The organism is Ancylobacter defluvii, from assembly GCF_018390605.1.
In the GTDB taxonomy this organism is placed as follows: domain Bacteria; phylum Pseudomonadota; class Alphaproteobacteria; order Rhizobiales; family Xanthobacteraceae; genus Ancylobacter; species Ancylobacter defluvii.
Genome location: NZ_JAHBGD010000024.1, coordinates 769,354 through 786,746 on the forward strand (window position 1 = coordinate 769,354; position 17,393 = coordinate 786,746).

The following is a 17,393-nucleotide window of genomic DNA, read 5'->3' on the forward strand; positions in this document are numbered from 1 at the left end:
CTCCTGGTCGGGTTAACGGGACGCAAAGGGATCGCGTCAGCAGCGTTGCCCGAATTTGTAACGACCCACCTGCCGTTAGGGGAGAAAGTAGCACCCTCCGTTAGGGAAACTTACTGTTAAATATACGTATAATTATATGATATATATCATTAAATACGATATTACCTCTAGCGGTTTTCTTGGCGCTCCAAGGGAGGTAAAGCCACCCGGCACCCCGGCGCGGCGGTAGGAAGATGCCGGATGGCCGCGACGCATTAACCCGTCATTTACCAAGAAAAGGAACAGTCGGCGCCAAGCAGCCTCCTGCGTCGCCACGGGTGATTCTCCCGACCCGCCGACGCCTGACGCGACGGAGAAGACGGTGAGGCAAGGCGCCCCCACCCAGGCCGGGCATATCAATGCCGCGGCCTGGACCGCGATGAACGAGGCCGCGCAGCGCGCCGGCCTGCCGCTGGACGAATGGCTGCATCAGCGGCTGCTCGGCCATCTCGGCACCGGCGAGCGCGGCGGCAGCGTCGGCGACATCGCCGATCTGCGCCGCCGCATCCGCGAGCTCACCGGCACCGTCGACAGCCTCGCCACCGCGCCGGAGCCGGAGCCGGCGGCTCCTCCCGCCACCTCGCCCGCCACCTCCCCCGCCCCTGCGCCCGTTACCTCGCGCGTCGAGGCGGCGCTCGACGACATCCGCGCCCAGCTCGACACCCTGGTCGGCGATTCCAATGCCCGCCTCCGCTCGACGGCCGCGAGCTCGACCGCCGCGAGCTCGACCTCGCCCCGCCCTTCCGAGCCCCCGCCGGTGCCGCCGCGCCGCCTGCAGGCGCCAAGCGCCGCCAGCATCGAGGCCGCGGTCGCCGAGATCGCCGCCCGCCAGCGCGAGCTCGAGGTCGCCGCGCCCGCCCGCCGGGCCACGGAATACACCGACGCCGCCTATACTGCCGCCACGCGCCCCGCCGCGTCCGGCCCGGCCGAGCCGCGACCGGCAGCGCCGGCGTCGCAGCCTGCCCGCCCCACACCCGGCGGCGCCACCACGTCCGCCCGCGCCACAACTTCCGTCCCGCCGGTGCCCGCCCGCCCGGCGCCCGCTGCCGAGCCGGCTCCCTCCTTCACCGCCGCCGTCGACACGCTGCGCGGCGACGTCGTTCAGATGCGCGCCGCGCTCGGCGATCTCGCCCCGCGCCAGGCGGTGGACGAGTTGCAGCGCACCGTCACCCGCCTCGCCGGCCGGATCGAGGCGTCGGGCCTGCGCGACAACGAGCTGTGCGCCACCCTGTCGGCGCTGCGCGACATGATCGCCACGCTGCGCCTGCCGGAATACCAGTCGGTGGTGCAGGGCCGCATCGACGCCTTGTCCCGCAAGCTCGATCTGATCGCCGCCAAGCAGGTCGACACCGCCGCCATCGCCCGGCTGCAGGCACAGGCCGGCGAGATTCGCCATGTCATCGGCCGCGCCTTGTCCAACGATGCGGTGCGCCAGCTGGTCGAGCAGGTGGCGCTGCTGGTCGGCCGCGTCAGCCGCGAGGCCGGTGCGCAGGAGAACGCGCTGCGTGCCGTGCTTGCCGGTGTCGACGAGCGGCTCGGCCAGCTCGCCGCCCGCATCGAGGCGCAGGCCGCCCGGCCGCCGCAGGTCGATCTCGGCGGGGTGCATCGCCGCCTCGACGATATCCAGGAGAACATCGCGCAGAATTTTTCGGCTCTGCGCCGCGAGGCGCCGGCCGGCGTCGAGCAGATGCTGCGCGGCATTGGCGAGCGGCTGGAGCGCATCGAGCGCCCCGCCGAAGCCGCCGCCTCCCCGGCTGCCGCCGCGCCGATGACGATCCCGGTGCCCGACACCGCCGCCTTCGAGGCGTTGAGCCACCGGATCGCCACGCTGGCCGATCGGCTGGAGACGCAGCACGCCCAGCCGAACCGGCTCGCCGGCATCGAGCGGGCGCTGAACGACCTGTTCATCCAGATGGAGGAAACCCGCGCCAGCCTGGTGAGCGCCCCGCCGCCACCAGCGCCCTCCGATCCCATGCCGCCGCGCCATGAGCCGGCGCCGCCCGCCGGCGCCGCGCCGCACGTCGCCCGGCCGGTCGCCGCCCGGCCGGTCGCCTCCCCTGCGTCGACGCAAGCGGACGGCGAGGCTCCCGCCGCGCCGCGGGCATCGCACCGCCCGGCCGCCGCCATTGAAGAGCCGGCCGCCTCCACGCCGGTCGAGCGCCGGTCAGGCGTGCCCTCCAATGCGCCCACCCTCGTCCCGGCCCCACCCCCGGCTGCGGCCGAAGCACCGGCCGGCGTCCCGCACGACGAGAAGGGACCGGAAGTCGAGGAGCGCGATAGCGCGGATACGGCGGGCACCGGCCCGGCGCGCATCGATTTCATCGCCCAGGCGCGCCGCGCCGCGCGCGGCGTCCCCCCCGCCAAACCGCATGGCCTCCCCCATGCCGCCCTCGGCGCGCCGCTCGGCACCCGCATCGCCGAGGGCCGGGCGAACCGTGCCCGTTCCACCCGCTGGCTGGCCCGCATCCGGGCGATGCTGCTGGTCGGCGTCTGCGGCTCCGCGCTCGCCTTCGCCTCCTGGCACCTGCTCAGCGGCATGAAGGAAGGCCGGCTGCGCGCCAATGCGCCGTCCGCCACCTCCACCGCCCGCTCGCTGCCGGTGGTGCCGACGCCGGACGACATCACCGGCTCGGTATCGCCACGTCCCGCGACGCCGCATCCCGTGGCGCCACTGCTGGCGTTGCCCCCCGCCGCCGCGCCGCTTCAGGCGGTGCCGGAGGTGCCCCTCACCCCGCCAATGCCCCCCCCTGCCGGGAGCCGCCCCGGTGGCGCCGCTGCCCGGCTCCTCCAGCCTCGATGGTTCGGGCAGCCTGCCGGGCGACGTGCCGGGTGACCTGCCGAACGGCATCGGCAGCCAGGGCCTGCGGGTCGCGGCGCTCGGCGGCGATCCGGCGGCGGCCTATGAGGTCGGCCATCGCTATATGGAGGGCGAAGGCGTCGCGCCCAGTGCGCAGCGCGCGGCCCAATGGTTCGGCTTTGCCGCCGCCCGCGGCTCCATCCCCGCCGCCTATCGGCTCGGCGCGCTCTATGAGAAGGGCGCCGAGGGCGTGCCGCGCGATCTCGCCCGCGCCCGGATGCTCTATGAGGCCGCGGCCGGCGGCGGCAATGTGCGCGCCATGCACAATCTCGGCGTGCTGCTCGCCGACGGCACCGCCGGCGCGCCCGATTATGCCGCGGCGGCGGTCTGGTTCCAAAAGGCCGCCGGCTATGGCGTGCGTGACAGCCAGTACAATCTCGGCGTGCTCTATTCGCGCGGCTTCGGAGCCGAGGTCGATCCGGTGCAGGCGTGGCGGTGGTTCTCGCTGGCCGCCGCCCGCGGCGACCAGGAAGCCGGGGCACGGCGCGACGAGATTGCGGCGCGGCTCGATGCCGACACCCTCGCCACCGCCCGCAAGGCGTTGCAGCTCTGGACGCCGGCAGTGGTCGACGCCGAGGCGAACCGCGGTTCCGGTCTGCAGGATTGGGACCTGCCGCCGGCCCGCAAAACCGCCTCGCGCGGCTGAAACTCCCTCTCGCGTAGCCAGGTTTCGCCGCCGGGCCGTTCAGCGATCCGGCGCGCAGACATGATCGGCGATGCGATAGGTGCGCGCGCCGCCGATCAGATGCGCCTCGAACGGCGCCGCGAACAGGCCGGCCAGCGCCCGGTCGCGCACGTTCAGCCCGCCGGCATAGGCACCGAGCGCCGGCATCACCAGCCGGGCACCATCGGTGGCGAAGCAGCGGCGCCGCACCGAGCGCCCGCGCCGCACCACCCGCGCCACCGGATGCAGGTGCCCGGCGATCTCCCCCGCCGCCGGCCGCGCGCCCGGCTCATGCCGCAGGGTAAGGCCGCCGACCGCCAGCTGCGGCAGGTGAACGCCGCCGAGTTCCGGCACCGCGTCGGGGTCGTGGTTGCCGGCGATCCACACCATCTCGCGCCCGCGCGCCAGCCCGGCCAGCATCTCCCGCTCCACCGGCCCCAGCCGGGTGCCGGCGCGGCGGTCATGCAGCGTGTCGCCGAGCGAGACCACGATCCGCGGCCGCCAGCGCGCCGCCATCTCCACCAGCAGCATCAGGGTGGCGCGGCTGTCATAGGGCGGCAGGGCGATGCCGCGCGCGGCGAAGGAGGAGCCCTTCTCCAGGTGCAGATCGGCGACGATCAGCATCCGCTCGGCCGGCCAGAACAGCCCGCCGGCCGGGTCGAGACGCAGCTCCGTGCCGGCAAGCGCGATCAGCCCGGCCGGACCGGACGTATCGGCCTGCAAATCGGGCTCATCATACACCTCACTGCACTCGGTCATCGCCACGCATCGCCTCCTCGACCAGTTCGTCCTCGGCCTCGGCGAGCAGCGCATCCGCCGCCTCGCCGCCGACCATCTCGCGGCCGATCTCCAGCATTACCGGCACCGCCAGCGGCGACACCCGGTCGAGCGCAACATGATCGATTCGCTCGCGGATTCGCATCAGCATGCCGGAAAGCCGCCGAAGGTCCATCAGCCCGGTGGCGGCGTCCTGCCGGGCGGCGCGCAGCAGCACGTGGTCGGGCTCATGCGCGCGCAATACGTCGTAAACGAGGTCGGTCGACATCGTCACCTGCCGCGAATTCTTCTCCTTGCCGGGGAAGCGGCGCTCGATCAGCCCGGCAATGATCGCGCATTGCCGGAAGGTGCGCTTCATCAGTGCCGCTTCCGCCAGCCACGCCTCCAGATCGTCGCCCAGCATGTCGGCGTCGAACAGTTCGCCGAGGTCCAGCCTCCCTTGCCTTACGGCCAGTGAGAGGTCGGAAACTCCATAGATCGCAAGGGCATAGTCGTTGGCGACGAAGCCGAGCGGGCGCAGCCGGGCGCGCTCCAGCCGCCGCGTCAGCAGCATGCCGAGCGTCTGGTGCGCCAGCCGCCCCTCGAAGGGATAGGCGACGAGATAATGCCGCCCGCCGCGCGGAAACGTCTCCACCAGCAGGTCCTCCCGTCCCGGCAGCCGCGAGCGCCGACGCTGGATCTCCAGCCAGTCGCGCACTTGATTCGGCAGGCTTTTCCAGCGCGACGGGTCGGCCAGCATCGCCCGCACCCCGGCGGCGAGGAAGGTGGAGAGCGGGAACTTGCCGCCCTCATAGGAGGGCACTTTCGGCTCCTTGGCGTGCGAGCGCACCACCAGCACCGTGTCCTCGACGATGGCGCGGTATTCGAGGATTTCCCCTGCGAACACAAAGGTATCGCCGGGGCTCATCGTCTCGACGAAATATTCCTCCACCTCGCCGAGCACCCGCCCGCCATAGCGCGCCTTCCCCCCGACGAGGCGCACCTTGAGCATGGTCGCCTCGACGATGGTGCCGACATTCAGCCGGTATTGCTGCGCCACCGTCGGGTTGGCGACCCGCCAGCGCCCGTCCTTCATCTGGCGGATGCGGGCGAAGCGCTCATAGGCGCGCAGCGCGTAGCCGCCGGTGGCATCGAAGGCCAGCACGTCGTCGAAGTCCTTGCGCGGCAAGGCGGAATAGGGCTCGGCCGAACGGACCTCCTCATAGAGCGCATCCGCCGCGAACGGCCCGGCGCAGGCCATGCCGAGCACATGCTGGGCCAGCACATCGAGGGCGCCGGTGCGCTCCACCGCGCCGTCCTGCGCCCCCGCCCGCACCGCCTCCATGGCGGCGCGGCATTCCAGCACCTCGAAGCGGTTGGCCGGCACCAGCACCGCCCGCGAAGGCTCGTCGAGCCGGTGATTGGCGCGGCCGATCCGCTGCATCAGCCGCGAGGAGCCCTTGGGCGCTCCGACATTCACCACGAGGTCGACCGCCCCCCAGTCGATGCCGAGGTCGAGCGAGGAGGTGCACACCACCGCCTTCAGCCGCCCCTCGCCCATCGCCGCCTCGACGCGGCGGCGCTGCGAGACGTCGAGCGAGCCGTGATGCAGGGCGATGGGGAAGTTCAACTCGTTGATGTGCCACAGTTCCTGGAACAGCAGCTCCGCCTGCATGCGGGTGTTGACGAAGAGCAGCGTCGTGGTGTTGGCGGCGATCAGCGCGTAGATTTCGCTCAGGGAATGCCGCGCCGTGTGCCCGGCCCAGGGCACATGCGCGGCGCTGTCGAGCATGGAAAGCTCCGGCGCCGCTCCCGCCTCGGCGATGACGAGATCGCCCATTTCCCCCTCTCCCCGCTGCGGCACCAGCCAGCGCCGCAGCGTGTCGGGATCGGCCACCGTCGCCGAGAGACCGACCGTCTGCGCCTCCGGGGCGAGCGCACGGATGCGGGCGAGGCCGAGCGACAGCAGGTCGCCGCGCTTGGAATTGGCCAGCGCATGCAGTTCGTCCAGCACGATGCGCTTGAGGTCGCCGAACAGATGCGGCGCATCGGCGGAGGCGAGCAGCAGCGCGATCTGCTCGGGCGTGGTGAGCAATATGTCCGGCGGATCGCGACGCTGGCGCTGGCGGCGCGAGGCCGGGGTATCGCCGGTGCGGGTCTCGATGCGGATAGGGAGCTCCATCTCCGCCGCCGGACGCTCCAGATTGCGGGCAACGTCGACCGCCAGCGCCTTCAGCGGCGAGATATAGAGCGTGTGCAGCCCTGGCGGGCGCGGGCTGTTGCGCTTCCTCGGGCGCTCGGCGAGTTCGACCAGCGTCGGCAGGAAGCCGGCCAGCGTCTTGCCGGCCCCGGTCGGCGCGATCAGCAGCACCGAGCGTCCCAGCCGGGCGCGTTCCAGCAAGGCGAGCTGATGCGCGCGCGGCGCCCAGCCGCGGCCGGCGAACCAGCTGCGGAACGGCTCGGGCAGGTCAATGGCGCTTTGTCGGTCGAGGACGGTCACGCGGGCGAGGCTAACGCCTTCGGGATAAAAAGCGAGGGTAAACCGGGAACAAATTTTACCGGGCTATTCCGCCCGCGTCGCCGCGATCACCAGACCCGGCACCGGCGTGCCCTTTTCGGTGCGGGTGGACGCCGCCTCGCAGGACAGCAAGCCGAGCCCCGCGCCCGCCAGCGCCTCGCTCACATAGGCCGGCGCATGCGCATAGCGCAGCGTGTCGCGCAGCAGCACGCCTTCGCCGCCATGCGTCTCGACGGTGAAGGCGAGAAACCCGCCCGGCTCCAGCACCCGCCGGCTCTCGACGAGCACCGGGCCGAGATCGCCGAGATAGCAGAAGGCGTCGCCGGCAAAGACGAGATCCGCTTCGCCCGCCGGCCTCTCGCGCAGATAGTCCACCATGTCGCCGGCCACCAGCCGGCCATAGACGCCGCGGCGCCGCGCCAGCGCGATCATGTTCGGCGACAGGTCCACCCCGCCCATCTCCCCGACATGATCGGCGAGCCGCACCCCGACGAGGCCGGTGCCGCAGCCGAGGTCATGCGCATGGGCGAAGGCGAACGGCCGGCCGAGCCCCTGGCAGGCCGCCTCCAGCGCGCCGTGGATCAGCTCCGGCCCGCGATAGTCGAGCCGCTCCAGCGCCTTGTCGAAGCGCTCGGCATATTGGTCGAACAGGGTGCGCACATAGGCGGCGCTCATTTCCGGGGTTTCGTCGCGGCCGAGCCGGGCGAGCCGGAGCGTGGCGCCCAGCCGGTCCTCGGGATCGAGGGCGCGGGCGCGGGCATAGGCGTCGCCGGCGCCGGCCGCGTCGCCGAGCGCCTCGCGGGCCTCGCCGAGCAGGAACCAGCCGGGCAGGAAGCCCGGCGCGCGCTCGGCCACCTCCGCCAGCAACGTCTCGGCATCGCTGGCATTGCCCTCGGACATCAGCGCGCGCGCCCAGTCGACGCGGCGGTCGAGGGTGGGATCACCGGACGACAAAAACAGCGGGGCGCCAGCCATGGGGGTGTCTCTAAAGCCGAAATCTCGGCAAATCGCGAGGCGACGCCCTATATCCTTCCCGACGCCGCTTGGTAAGAGAGTTTCGCAAGGCCCATGCGTTCTGCGATGCGCCCGGAAGACCTGCTCCGCCCGACACCGCGGGGGCTGTATTCGCCCGCCGGGGATTTCTTCATCGATCCGGTGCGCCCGGTGCCGCGGGCGCTGATCACCCATGGCCATTCCGACCATGCCCGCGCCGGCCATGGCGCGGTGCTGGCGACGCGCCAGACGCTCGACATCATGGCAATCCGCTACGGCGCGGATTTCGCCGGCGACACCCAGGCCATCGCCTATGGCGAGAGCGTGGAGGTCAACGGGGTGAAGGCCAGCTTCTTCCCGGCCGGGCACATCCTCGGCTCGGCGCAGATCCGGGTGGAAAAGAACGGTTGCCGCATCGTCGCCTCGGGCGACTACAAGCCGGGGATCGACCCCACCTGCGTGCCCTTCGAGCCGATCGGCTGCGACGTGTTCATCTCCGAGGCGACCTTCGGCCTGCCGGTGTTCCGCCATCCCGATCCGGCCGGAGAGATCGGCAAGCTCGTCGCCTCGCTCCAGCTTTTCCCCGAGCGCACCCACATCATCGGCGCCTATGCGCTCGGCAAGGCGCAACGGGTGATCGCGCTGCTGCGCGCCGCCGGCCATGACCGGCCGATCCTGCTGCACGGCGCCATGGAGCGTCTCACCGCCTATTACGAGAGCGAGGGCATCGCCCTCGGCCCCGTGAAGCTCGCTCGCGAAGCGACGCCGGACGAGCTTCCGGGCGCCGTCGTGATCGCCCCGCCGAGCTCCCTCGCCGAAGTGTGGTCGCGACGCTTCGCCGATCCGGTCACAGCGTTTGCGTCCGGCTGGATGCGCATCCGCGCCCGCGCCCGCCAGCACGGCGTCGAGCTGCCCCTCGTCATCTCCGACCATGCCGACTGGGATGACCTCCAGCACGCCATCCTCGCCACCGGCTGCGGCGAATTGTGGGTCACCCACGGCCAGGAGGATGCCCTCGTCCACTGGGCGGGACAGGCCGGGCTTACCGCGCGTCCTCTGCATTTGGTCGGCTATGGCGAGGAGGAGGCGGAGAGCGGCGACGCCCCGGCCACGGGGAAGGCAAGCGGCGACGCCCCGGCGGAGGGGAAGCCGTCGTGAACCGCTTCGCCGCCCTCATCGACCGCCTCGCCTATGAGCCGCGCCGCAACGGCAAGATCCGGCTGATCGCCGACTATTTCCGCCATGTGCCGGACCTGGATCGCGGCTGGGCCCTGGCGGCGCTCACCGGCGCGCTCTCGTTCCGCAACGCCAAACCGGGGCTGATCCGCCAGCTCATCGCCGAGCGCACCGACCCGGTATTGTTCGCGCTGTCCTACGACTATGTCGGCGACCTCTCCGAGACGGTGGCGCTGATGTGGCCGGCGCCGGCAAGGCCGGAAGGCCCCTCACCCCAGCCCTCTCCCCGACGGGGAGAGGGAGCAGGCCCCGCTTCGAAAGCCCTCTCCCCGCCGGGGAGAGGGCTGGGTGAGGGGGAAGCACGCCCAGACCTCGGCATCCCGCTTTCCGACGTGATCCACACCCTCACCCATATGGGCCGCACCGAACTGCCCGCCGTGCTCGCCGGCCTGCTCGACCGGCTGGACGAGACCGGCCGCTGGGCGCTGCTGAAGCTGATCACCGGCTCGCTGCGCATCGGCGTCTCCGCCCGCCTCGCCAAGACGGCGGTCGCCGCGCTCGGCGCGCTGACGCCGGACGATATCGAGCTGGTCTGGCCCGGCCTCACCCCGCCCTATGCGGAACTGTTCGCCTGGGCGGAGGGACATGGCGAACGACCACAGACCGAGAATCCGACGCCGTTCCGCCCGGTCATGCTCGCCCACCCGCTGGAGGCGGCGGACCGGGAAAGCCTCGACCCGCGGGATTTCCGCGCCGAGTGGAAATGGGACGGCATCCGCATCCAGGCCGCGCGGGCCGTCGACGCCGACGGCCGGTCGACCACCCGCCTCTACAGCCGTACCGGCGAGGACATTTCCGGCGCCTTCCCCGACCTCGCCGAGGCGCTGGCCTTCGAGGGCGCGGTCGACGGCGAGCTGCTAATCCTGCGCCAGGAGCGCGTCCAGTCGTTCAACGTGCTGCAGCAGCGGCTGAATCGCAAGGCGGTATCGGCCAAGCTCATTACCGAGTTCCCGGCGCATATCCGCGCCTATGACCTGTTGGTCGACGGCACCGAGGATGTCCGCGCCCTCCCCTTCGACGCCCGCCGTGCCCGGCTGGAAGCGCTGATCGCCACCCATCCGACGGATGCGCGGCTCGACCTCTCGCCGCTGGTGCCCTTCGCGACATGGGAGGAACTCACCGCCGCCCGCGCCGATCCCGCCACTCATGGCGCCGGGCCGGATGCCGATGCGGTGGAAGGCGTCATGCTGAAGCGCGCCGACAGCCTCTATCTGCCCGGCCGGCCGAAAGGCCCGTGGTGGAAGTGGAAGCGCGATCCGCACAGCGTCGATGCGGTGCTGATGTATGCCCAGCGCGGCCACGGCAAGCGCTCCTCCTATTATTCCGACTACACGTTCGGGGTGTGGACCGGCGACGGCGAGCTGGTGCCGGTCGGCAAGGCCTATTTCGGCTTCACCGATGCCGAACTGATCGAGATCGACCGCTTCGTGCGCCGGAACACGGTGAACCGCTTCGGCCCGGTGCGGGAAGTGGTGCATGCGCGCGACGAGGGGCTGGTGCTGGAAGTGGCGTTCGAGGGCCTGGCGCGCTCGACCCGCCACCGCTCCGGCGTCGCCATGCGCTTTCCCCGCATCGCCAGGCTGCGCTGGGACAAGCCGCCGGCCGAGGCCGACACCTTGGCGACGCTGGAGGCCCTGCTGCGCACGCAAGGCGAGGTTGCGGCTGACGACGACGCGGGAGCCGAGAGCGACGGCGGCGGGACGGCCGCTCGCCCGGCCTCCCGCCGCGCCGCACGGCGTGATAGGGAAGCATCCTGAAACCGGAGTGACAATTCCATGTCCGACAACCAGCTCTCACGGCTGATGGGCGGTTCGCCGCTCTGGGTGCTGGTGCGCCTCGTGATCCTGTCGGTGGTTATCGGCGTGATCCTCAGTGCCCTCGGCCTCGATCCGCTCAACATCCTCTCCAGCCTGGAGCGGCTGGTGCGCGGGCTGTTCAGCTTCGGCTTCGAGGCGATCGACAAGCTCTGGCGCTATTTCGTGCTCGGCGCGGTAATCGTGGTGCCGCTGTGGCTGATCATGCGCATCGCCCAGCGCGGCCGGTGAACCCATGAACCTCGCCGCTGCCGGCGGCCGCGCCGACGTCACCCACCGGCGCTTCCTCGCCATCGCGCTGCCGGCCACGCTGGCGCAGATGACGACGCCGCTGCTCGGCCTCGTTGCCACCGCCGCGGTCGGCCGGCTGGGCGATGCGGTGCTGCTCGGGGCAGTGGCGGTCGGCGCGCTGCTGTTCGATTTCCTGTTCTGGGTGTTCGGCTCGCTGCGCATGGGCACGGCGGGGCTGACCGCGCAGGCGCTCGGGCGCGGCGATGCGCTGGAGGTGCGCGCCACCCTCGCCCGCGCGCTCGTCCTCTGCGCCGCCATCGGCCTCGCCATCATCCTGGTGCATGTGCCGGTGGGAGTTCTGGCGTTCCGCCTGATGGGCACCAGCGAGGCGGTGACGGCCGCCGCCGCGGTGTATTTCTCCATCCGCGTCTTCTCGGCCCCGTTCGCCATCGGCAATTTCGCGCTGCTCGGCTGGCTGGTCGGCATTGCCCGCACCGATATCGGCCTTGGCCTGCAAGTGCTGATCGCCGGCATCAACGCCGCGCTGACCCTGCTGCTCGTGCTGTACTGGGACTACGGCATCGCCGGCGCCGCGCTCGCCAATCTGGCCGCCGAAGTGGTCGGCACCTTGTTCGGCCTTCTCGCCGCCCGCCGGCTGATCGGCGCGAACTGGCGGCTGCCGCTGGCCACCCTCCTCGACCGTGCCCGGCTCGTCGAGACCGTCGGCGTCAATGGCGACATCATGATCCGCACCGGCCTTTTGATGCTGGTGCTGCTGTTCTTCACCGCCCAGGGCGCCCGCTCCGACGACGTGACGCTGGCGGCCAATGCCGTGCTCTACAACATGGTGATGGTCACCGCCTTCTTCCTCGACGGCTTCTCCACCGCCGCCGAGCAGATCTGCGGCCAGGCGGTCGGTGCCCGCGACCGCGCCGGCTTCCGCCGCTCGGTCGGGCTGGTGCTGTTCTGGGGCTTCGGCTTCGCGGTGCCGGCGACGCTCGCTCTGTGGCTGGGCGGCGGGGCGGTGATCGACGCCCTCACCAGCAATCCGCAGGTGCGCGAGGCGGCACGGGCGTTTCTGCCGCTGGCGGCGCTCACCCCGGTCATGGGCGTCGCCGCCTTTGCCTATGACGGCATCTATGCCGGCTCCACCTGGTCGCGCGACATGCGCAACCTGATGTTCGGCGCGGTGGTGCTGTTCTTCGCCGCCTGGTGGATCGGCCGCCCGTTCGGCAATACCGGCCTGTGGTGGGCCTACCTCGCCTTCATGGCCGGGCGCGGCGTGCTGCAAGCGCTGCGCGTTCCGGCGCTGGTGCGGCGCACCTTTCCCGCCTAGAGCAATTGCAGTGAAATCCGGCTCACCGAAATTTCTATAACTCTTTGTTTTTACGCAATTATTTTCGCAAAACCGCTGCGCACTTTTGCGGGAATTGCTCTAGCCGGGAAACGGCTCCGCCACGCGCTCGCGCGCCGTCGTGCCCACCAGTTCGGACAGCAGGCGGCCATCGGCGGCGAGATAGGCGGAAAGCCCCTGGGTGATCCGCCCCACAAGGCCCAGCCCCTCATAGACCAGCGCCGAATAAAGCTGGATGAGCGTCGCCCCGGCCTCGATCTTGGCGATCGCCGCTTCCGGGCTGTCGATGCCGCCGGCGCCGATCAGCGGGAACGCCCCCTCAACCCGCACATAGGTCTCTGCCAGCATGCGGGTCGACAGCGGGAACAGCGGCCGTCCCGAGAGCCCGCCGGTCTCCTTGCGGTGCGCGGAGCGCAGGCTCTCCGGACGCGAGATCGTGGTGTTGGAGACGATCAGCCCATCCACCCCGCGCCGGCGCGCCACCTGCACCACCGCGTCGAGATGGGGAAGGGCGAGATCGGGAGCGATCTTGATCAGCAGCGGCACGCTCGGCGCCGCGCGCTCGCGCGCATCGAGCAGGTGGGCGATGAGGTCGTCCAGCGCCCGCTCCTCCTGCAGGTCGCGCAGGCCCGGCGTGTTGGGCGAGGAAACATTGGCGGTGAAATAGCTGGCGACGTCGCCAAAGGCCTCGATGCCGGAGACATAGTCGGCAACCCGGTCGGCCGCCTCCTTGTTCGCCCCGACATTGACCCCGACGATGCCCGGACGCCCGCGACGCTCCTTCAGCCGCTCGCGCGCCGGGTCCTGCCCGCCGCTGTTGAAACCGTAGCGGTTGATCACCCCCCGATCCTCGGCAAGGCGGAAATTGCGCGGGCGCGGATTGCCTGGCTGCGGGCGCGGCGTGATGGTGCCCACCTCGACGAAGCCGAAGCCGATGCCGAGCATGGCATCCGGCACCTCGGCTTCCTTGTCGAAGCCGGCGGCGAGGCCCACCGGATTGGGGAAGTCGAGCCCGAAGGCCCGCAGCGCCAGCGAGGGATCGTCCGGTGGCGGCGCCGCTGCCGGCAGACAGGCGAGCGCGCGGATGGCCAGCCCGTGCGCCGTCTCCGGATCGATCAACCGGGCGAACGGCAAGGCGAGGTCGAGCAGGGCGCTCATGCGAGCTCTCCGAACTGATGCGCGCCGTCCGCCCCCAGCGGCAGATCGCGGACGAAGGCGACCGCGCTCATCGGCAGCGGCGCGTAGAGATGCGGGAACAGGTCGCCGCCGCGCGAAGGCTCCCAGCGTAGCGCCGCCGGATCGAGCGCCTCCACCCGGATCGCCGCCAGGACCAGATCGGCCTGGCCGGCAAAATGCTTGGCGGCGGTGCCGCGCAGTTGCGCCGCAGTGGAGAAATGGATGAAGCCGTCGGCGATGTCCACCGGTGCGCCGTCGAAACGCCCGGCCTCCGCGGCCCGCGCCCACGCCACGCGCGGAGATATCTTATAGATGAATCCGGTCATGAACGATCCCATCGGGCGGCCATGCCGCGCAATCCCGCCCCCGCCGACGGGGCTCCCCGAGGCGGCTGTAACCCCGTGCGGCATAGGTTGCAAGCGGTACTGGACGCCTCGGGCAATAGGGTATAATTCCTAATTCTAGATTGCGTTAACCATAATAATCAACCCTGGATTGTACAATGCTCACCCATGCCCAGATCTGGCGAGCGGTAGACCTCCTCGCCCAGCGTCACGGTCTGACGGCATCGGCATTGGCCAAGCGGGCAGGACTGGACGCCACCACTTTCAATCGCTCCAAGCGCGAGGCATCGGATGGGCGGCCGCGCTGGCCCTCGACCGAGAGTATCGCCAAGATCCTCCACGCCACCAGCACCGACCTCGATGATTTCATGCATCTGGTGCAACGCCCGCGCAGCGGGCGCCTGATCCGGCTGCTCGACTTCGCCCGGGCCGGCAACGGCGCCTTCTTCGACGAGGCTGGCCTGCCAGCCGGCAGCGGCTGGGATCAGGCGGCCTTCCCCGATATCGACGACGAGCATGCCTATGCGCTGGAAATCGCCGGTGATGCGATGATGCCGCTCTACCGCGACGGCGACATCGTCGTCGTCTCGCCTGCGGCGGCGATACGTCGCGGCGACCGGGTGATCGTCAGGACCCGCCGCGGCGAGGTGCTTGCCAAGGAGCTGAAGCGCCGCACCGCCCGCACGCTGGAGCTGCGCTCGCTTACTCCCGGCCATCCCGACCAGATCATTCCGGAGACCGACATCGCCTCGATCGCCCGGGTGCTCTGGGCCAGCCAATAGGTGCCGAATATGCGAACGGCCCCCGCAAGGGGGGCCGTCCGATGTTGGTGGAGTGCCTGGTTCAGCGGCAGGGAACGGCCACGCGCCGTCCATAGGCGTCGCGCGCCCAGCAGTCGCCCGGCGAGGTCGCCGCGCCGATCAGCGCGCCGGTGCCGGCACCGATCGCGCCGCCCACCGCTGCGCCGGTGCCACCACCGGCAATGCCACCAATGACCGCGCCGGTACCGCCGCCGATCAGCGCGCCGCCCGTTGCGCGGCGCTCGGTGGTGGTGCAGGCCGCGAGGCTGAGCGCCACAGCGGAAATGGCAAGGACCTTCATCATCATGTTTCTCTCCAGAACACCCAGCGGGGGAACCCTGTTCCACCAGCAGTAACGTCATCGCCCGGCATCGGTTCCATCCGTAAGATACCGTAAAAGCCACGACCACCTTCCCCAAGTCATGATCGTGTTTTATAATTCATGCACATGATAATAATGTAAATATGGTTGGAGCCCTCCTATGACTATCCGTCTAGGCGACGTCGTGCCCGATTTCGAAGCGCAGACCACCGAGGGACCGATCCGGTTCCATGAGTGGCTCGGCAACTCCTGGGGCGTGCTGTTCTCGCATCCGAAGAACTTCACTCCGGTCTGCACCACCGAGCTCGGCCAGGTCGCCCGGCTCAAGCCGGAATTCGACCGCCGCAACGTCAAGGTCATCGGCCTGTCGGTCGATCCGCTCGACGCCCATGCCAAATGGGCGGAAGACATCGCCGAGACCCAGGGCTATGCGCCGAACTTCCCGTTGATCGCCGATCAGGACCGCACCATTTCCGGCCTGTACGACATGATCCACCCCAACGCGTCCGATACCATGACCGTGCGCTCGGTGTTCATTGTCGGGCCGGACAAGAAGCTGAAGCTCTCCCTCACCTACCCGGCGAGCGCGGGGCGCAATTTCGACGAGATCCTGCGGGTGATCGATTCGCTGCAGCTCTCCGCCACCCATTCCGTCGCCACCCCGGCGAACTGGAAGGACGGCGATGACGTCATCATCGTTCCCTCGGTCAGCGACGAGGCGGCAAAGGAAAAGTTCCCCGAAGGCTGGAAGACGCTGAAGCCCTATCTGCGCGTCGTCGCCCAGCCGGGCAAATGAACTGACCAAGTGAGCCGACGAAGCGAGACGGCGCCGGCTGGCAGACGGGCAGGCGGGCGCGGCACCCTGGCACGTCGTCCGACCCTGACGTTGCTTAAACATCAGCGGGCGCGCTTTTGGCGCGCCCGTTCCTATTCGCCGGTCAGCTGGCGGTACTGGATGAAGCCGGGACGCTCGGCCACCGCGTTGTAGAGCTTCTGCGCGGTGAGGTTGGTCTCGTGGGTCAGCCAGTAGACCTCGGGCGCGCCGCGGGTGGCGGCATCGGCATGGACATGGGCGATCAAATCGCGGCCCAACCCCTTGCCGCGCTGGCTGCCGTCGACGAACAGGTCGTTCAGGTAGCAGACATCGCCTTCGCTCCAGGTCGAGCGATGGAACAGCCAGTGCACCAGCCCCACGCCCCGGCCTTCGGCATCGAAAGCCAGCGCGCCGTGCATCGGCTCGGCCGGATCGAGCAGCCGCTCCCAGGTGGTGCGCGTCACCTGCACCGGCAGCTCCGCCTCGTAGAAGGTCAGGTAGGCCTGCCAGAGCGGCAGCCACGCGTCATGGTCGTCCGCCCGCACCGCCCGGATCATCAGCCCACCCCGTCGCCCGCCTTGAGCGCGTTGCCGCGCAGGAATTCCTCCGCCGGCATCGCCCGGCCGCCGGCCTTCTGCACCTCGACCAGCCGTACCGCGCCGGTGCCGCAGGCGATGGTCAGGCGGTCGTCCAGCACCGTGCCGGGCGGGCCCGCGCCTTCGCCGCGTGTGGAGCGCAGCACCTTGACCCGCACCCCGTCGAGCTCGAACCAGGCGCCGGGAAACGGCGACAGCCCGCGAATGTGATTATGCACGTCGCCGGCCGGCCGGCTCCAGTCGATGCGGGTCTCGGCCTTGTGGATCTTGGCGGCATAGGTGACGCCCTCGGCCGGCTGCGGCGTGAAGCCGAGCGCGCCGCGCTGCAGTGCCGCCAGCGCCCGGCTCATCAGGTCGGCGCCGATCACCATCAGCCGGTCGTGCAACTCGCCGGCGGTCATGTCGGGCGCGATGGCGACCCGCTCGATAAGGCCGACCGGGCCGGTGTCGAGCCCCTCCTCCATCCGCATGGCCGCGACGCCGCTCTCCTTGTCGCCCGCCATGATGGCGCGCTGGATCGGCGCGGCACCGCGCCAGCGCGGCAGCAGCGAGGCGTGCAGGTTGAGGCAGCCGAGTGCCGGCGCGGCAAGGATCGCCGGCGGCAGGATGCGGCCATAGGCCACCACCACCGCGACATCGGCCTCATGCGCGGCGAAGGCTTCGGCCGCCGCCTCGCCCTTCAGCGAGGCGGGATGCAGCACCGGGATGCCGAAGCGCTCGGCGGTGCGGTGCACCGGCGAGGGCACCAGGTCCAGCCCGCGCCGCCCGGCCGCCGCCGGCGCGCGGGTATAGGCCGCGACCACCTCGTGGCCGGCGCCGACGATCTCGACCAGCGTGGGCACCGCGAAGTCCGGCGTTCCCATGAAGACGACACGCATG

At 70.6% G+C, this 17,393-nt stretch carries 16 protein-coding genes; 8 read left to right on the plus strand and 8 right to left on the minus strand.

What is annotated here, in order from left to right; all coding sequences use genetic code 11:
• Nucleotides 1–361: 361 nt before the first annotated feature.
• Both KHC24_RS19765 and KHC24_RS19770 read left to right on the plus strand, forming a co-directional pair.
• Nucleotides 362–2,872: a hypothetical protein gene (locus KHC24_RS19765; protein WP_213365008.1), complete on the plus strand. Its 2,511-nt coding sequence runs from the start codon at nucleotides 362–364 to the stop codon at nucleotides 2,870–2,872.
• Nucleotides 2,805–3,542 carry a tetratricopeptide repeat protein gene (locus KHC24_RS19770; protein ID WP_213365009.1) on the plus strand — a complete coding sequence of 246 codons (738 nt, stop codon included), beginning with the start codon at nucleotides 2,805–2,807 and terminating at the stop codon, nucleotides 3,540–3,542. The genes KHC24_RS19765 and KHC24_RS19770 overlap by 68 nt, the downstream gene beginning before the upstream one ends.
• Nucleotides 3,543–3,581: 39 nt before the next feature.
• Here the strand turns inward: KHC24_RS19770 and pdeM are convergent, their stop codons facing one another.
• The 3 genes from pdeM to KHC24_RS19785 form a co-directional block, all read right to left on the minus strand.
• On the minus strand, nucleotides 3,582–4,319 hold the full coding sequence (gene pdeM / locus KHC24_RS19775) for a ligase-associated DNA damage response endonuclease PdeM (protein WP_213365010.1): 738 nt from the start codon (nucleotides 4,317–4,319) through the stop codon (nucleotides 3,582–3,584).
• A complete protein-coding gene (locus KHC24_RS19780; protein WP_213365011.1) occupies nucleotides 4,303–6,816 on the minus strand; it encodes a ligase-associated DNA damage response DEXH box helicase in 2,514 nt (837 codons plus the stop codon). The genes pdeM and KHC24_RS19780 overlap by 17 nt, the downstream gene beginning before the upstream one ends.
• A gap of 63 nt (nucleotides 6,817–6,879) precedes the next feature.
• The gene (locus tag KHC24_RS19785) at nucleotides 6,880–7,809 is read right to left on the minus strand and encodes a class I SAM-dependent DNA methyltransferase (RefSeq protein ID WP_213365012.1); all 930 of its coding nucleotides are present in this window, start codon (nucleotides 7,807–7,809) and stop codon (nucleotides 6,880–6,882) included.
• Between the two features lie 105 nt (nucleotides 7,810–7,914).
• Between KHC24_RS19785 and KHC24_RS19790 the strand changes: the two genes are divergently transcribed.
• From KHC24_RS19790 to KHC24_RS19805, 4 genes are read left to right on the plus strand one after another with little or no spacing between them, the layout of a single operon-like run.
• Entirely contained in the window at nucleotides 7,915–8,985 is a 1,071-nt protein-coding gene (locus KHC24_RS19790) for a ligase-associated DNA damage response exonuclease (RefSeq protein WP_213365210.1), read from the plus strand.
• Nucleotides 8,982–10,820: a cisplatin damage response ATP-dependent DNA ligase gene (locus KHC24_RS19795; RefSeq protein ID WP_213365013.1), complete on the plus strand. Its 1,839-nt coding sequence runs from the start codon at nucleotides 8,982–8,984 to the stop codon at nucleotides 10,818–10,820. Before KHC24_RS19790 ends, KHC24_RS19795 begins: the two co-directional genes overlap by 4 nt.
• An 18-nt stretch (nucleotides 10,821–10,838) precedes the next feature.
• Nucleotides 10,839–11,108: a DUF6460 domain-containing protein gene (locus KHC24_RS19800; protein ID WP_213365014.1), complete on the plus strand. Its 270-nt coding sequence runs from the start codon at nucleotides 10,839–10,841 to the stop codon at nucleotides 11,106–11,108.
• 4 nt (nucleotides 11,109–11,112) lie between these two features.
• Entirely contained in the window at nucleotides 11,113–12,444 is a 1,332-nt protein-coding gene (locus KHC24_RS19805) for an MATE family efflux transporter (protein WP_213365015.1), read from the plus strand.
• A 99-nt stretch (nucleotides 12,445–12,543) separates the two neighbouring features.
• Here the strand turns inward: KHC24_RS19805 and KHC24_RS19810 are convergent, their stop codons facing one another.
• On the minus strand, nucleotides 12,544–13,620 hold the full coding sequence (locus tag KHC24_RS19810) for a quinone-dependent dihydroorotate dehydrogenase (protein WP_213365016.1): 1,077 nt from the start codon (nucleotides 13,618–13,620) through the stop codon (nucleotides 12,544–12,546).
• Nucleotides 13,617–13,964, minus strand: a complete 348-nt coding sequence (locus KHC24_RS19815; protein ID WP_213365017.1) for a DUF952 domain-containing protein — start codon at nucleotides 13,962–13,964, stop codon at nucleotides 13,617–13,619. Before KHC24_RS19815 ends, KHC24_RS19810 begins: the two co-directional genes overlap by 4 nt.
• A gap of 176 nt (nucleotides 13,965–14,140) precedes the next feature.
• Between KHC24_RS19815 and KHC24_RS19820 the strand changes: the two genes are divergently transcribed.
• On the plus strand, nucleotides 14,141–14,764 hold the full coding sequence (locus tag KHC24_RS19820) for a LexA family transcriptional regulator (RefSeq protein WP_213365018.1): 624 nt from the start codon (nucleotides 14,141–14,143) through the stop codon (nucleotides 14,762–14,764).
• Between the two features lie 61 nt (nucleotides 14,765–14,825).
• Here KHC24_RS19820 and KHC24_RS19825 read toward each other — a convergent pair whose 3' ends face one another.
• A complete protein-coding gene (locus KHC24_RS19825; RefSeq protein ID WP_373878586.1) occupies nucleotides 14,826–15,089 on the minus strand; it encodes a YMGG-like glycine zipper-containing protein in 264 nt (87 codons plus the stop codon).
• 175 nt (nucleotides 15,090–15,264) lie between these two features.
• Here KHC24_RS19825 and KHC24_RS19830 point away from each other — a divergent pair, with 175 nt between their 5' ends.
• On the plus strand, nucleotides 15,265–15,900 hold the full coding sequence (locus tag KHC24_RS19830; protein WP_213365019.1) for a peroxiredoxin: 636 nt from the start codon (nucleotides 15,265–15,267) through the stop codon (nucleotides 15,898–15,900).
• 131 nt (nucleotides 15,901–16,031) lie between these two features.
• Here KHC24_RS19830 and KHC24_RS19835 read toward each other — a convergent pair whose 3' ends face one another.
• Nucleotides 16,032–16,475, minus strand: coding sequence for a GNAT family N-acetyltransferase (locus tag KHC24_RS19835; protein ID WP_213365020.1), 444 nt, complete (start codon nucleotides 16,473–16,475; stop codon nucleotides 16,032–16,034).
• Entirely contained in the window at nucleotides 16,475–17,392 is a 918-nt protein-coding gene (gene fmt, locus KHC24_RS19840) for a methionyl-tRNA formyltransferase (protein ID WP_213365021.1), read from the minus strand. The genes KHC24_RS19835 and fmt overlap by 1 nt, the downstream gene beginning before the upstream one ends.
• Nucleotide 17,393 lies beyond the last annotated feature (1 nt).

Coding starts and splice junctions, on each gene's coding strand:
- KHC24_RS19805 (WP_213365015.1), top strand. CDS start 11,113: ATGAACCTCGCCGCTGCCGGCGGCCGCGCCGACGTCACCCACCGGCGC.
- KHC24_RS19835 (WP_213365020.1), bottom strand. CDS start 16,475: ATGATCCGGGCGGTGCGGGCGGACGACCATGACGCGTGGCTGCCGCTC.
- KHC24_RS19815 (WP_213365017.1), bottom strand. CDS start 13,964: ATGACCGGATTCATCTATAAGATATCTCCGCGCGTGGCGTGGGCGCGG.
- KHC24_RS19830 (WP_213365019.1), top strand. CDS start 15,265: ATGACTATCCGTCTAGGCGACGTCGTGCCCGATTTCGAAGCGCAGACC.
- KHC24_RS19810 (WP_213365016.1), bottom strand. CDS start 13,620: ATGAGCGCCCTGCTCGACCTCGCCTTGCCGTTCGCCCGGTTGATCGAT.
- KHC24_RS19825 (WP_373878586.1), bottom strand. CDS start 15,089: ATGATGATGAAGGTCCTTGCCATTTCCGCTGTGGCGCTCAGCCTCGCG.
- pdeM (WP_213365010.1), bottom strand. CDS start 4,319: ATGACCGAGTGCAGTGAGGTGTATGATGAGCCCGATTTGCAGGCCGAT.
- KHC24_RS19820 (WP_213365018.1), top strand. CDS start 14,141: ATGCTCACCCATGCCCAGATCTGGCGAGCGGTAGACCTCCTCGCCCAG.
- fmt (WP_213365021.1), bottom strand. CDS start 17,392: ATGCGTGTCGTCTTCATGGGAACGCCGGACTTCGCGGTGCCCACGCTG.
- KHC24_RS19800 (WP_213365014.1), top strand. CDS start 10,839: ATGTCCGACAACCAGCTCTCACGGCTGATGGGCGGTTCGCCGCTCTGG.
- KHC24_RS19790 (WP_213365210.1), top strand. CDS start 7,915: ATGCGCCCGGAAGACCTGCTCCGCCCGACACCGCGGGGGCTGTATTCG.
- KHC24_RS19785 (WP_213365012.1), bottom strand. CDS start 7,809: ATGGCTGGCGCCCCGCTGTTTTTGTCGTCCGGTGATCCCACCCTCGAC.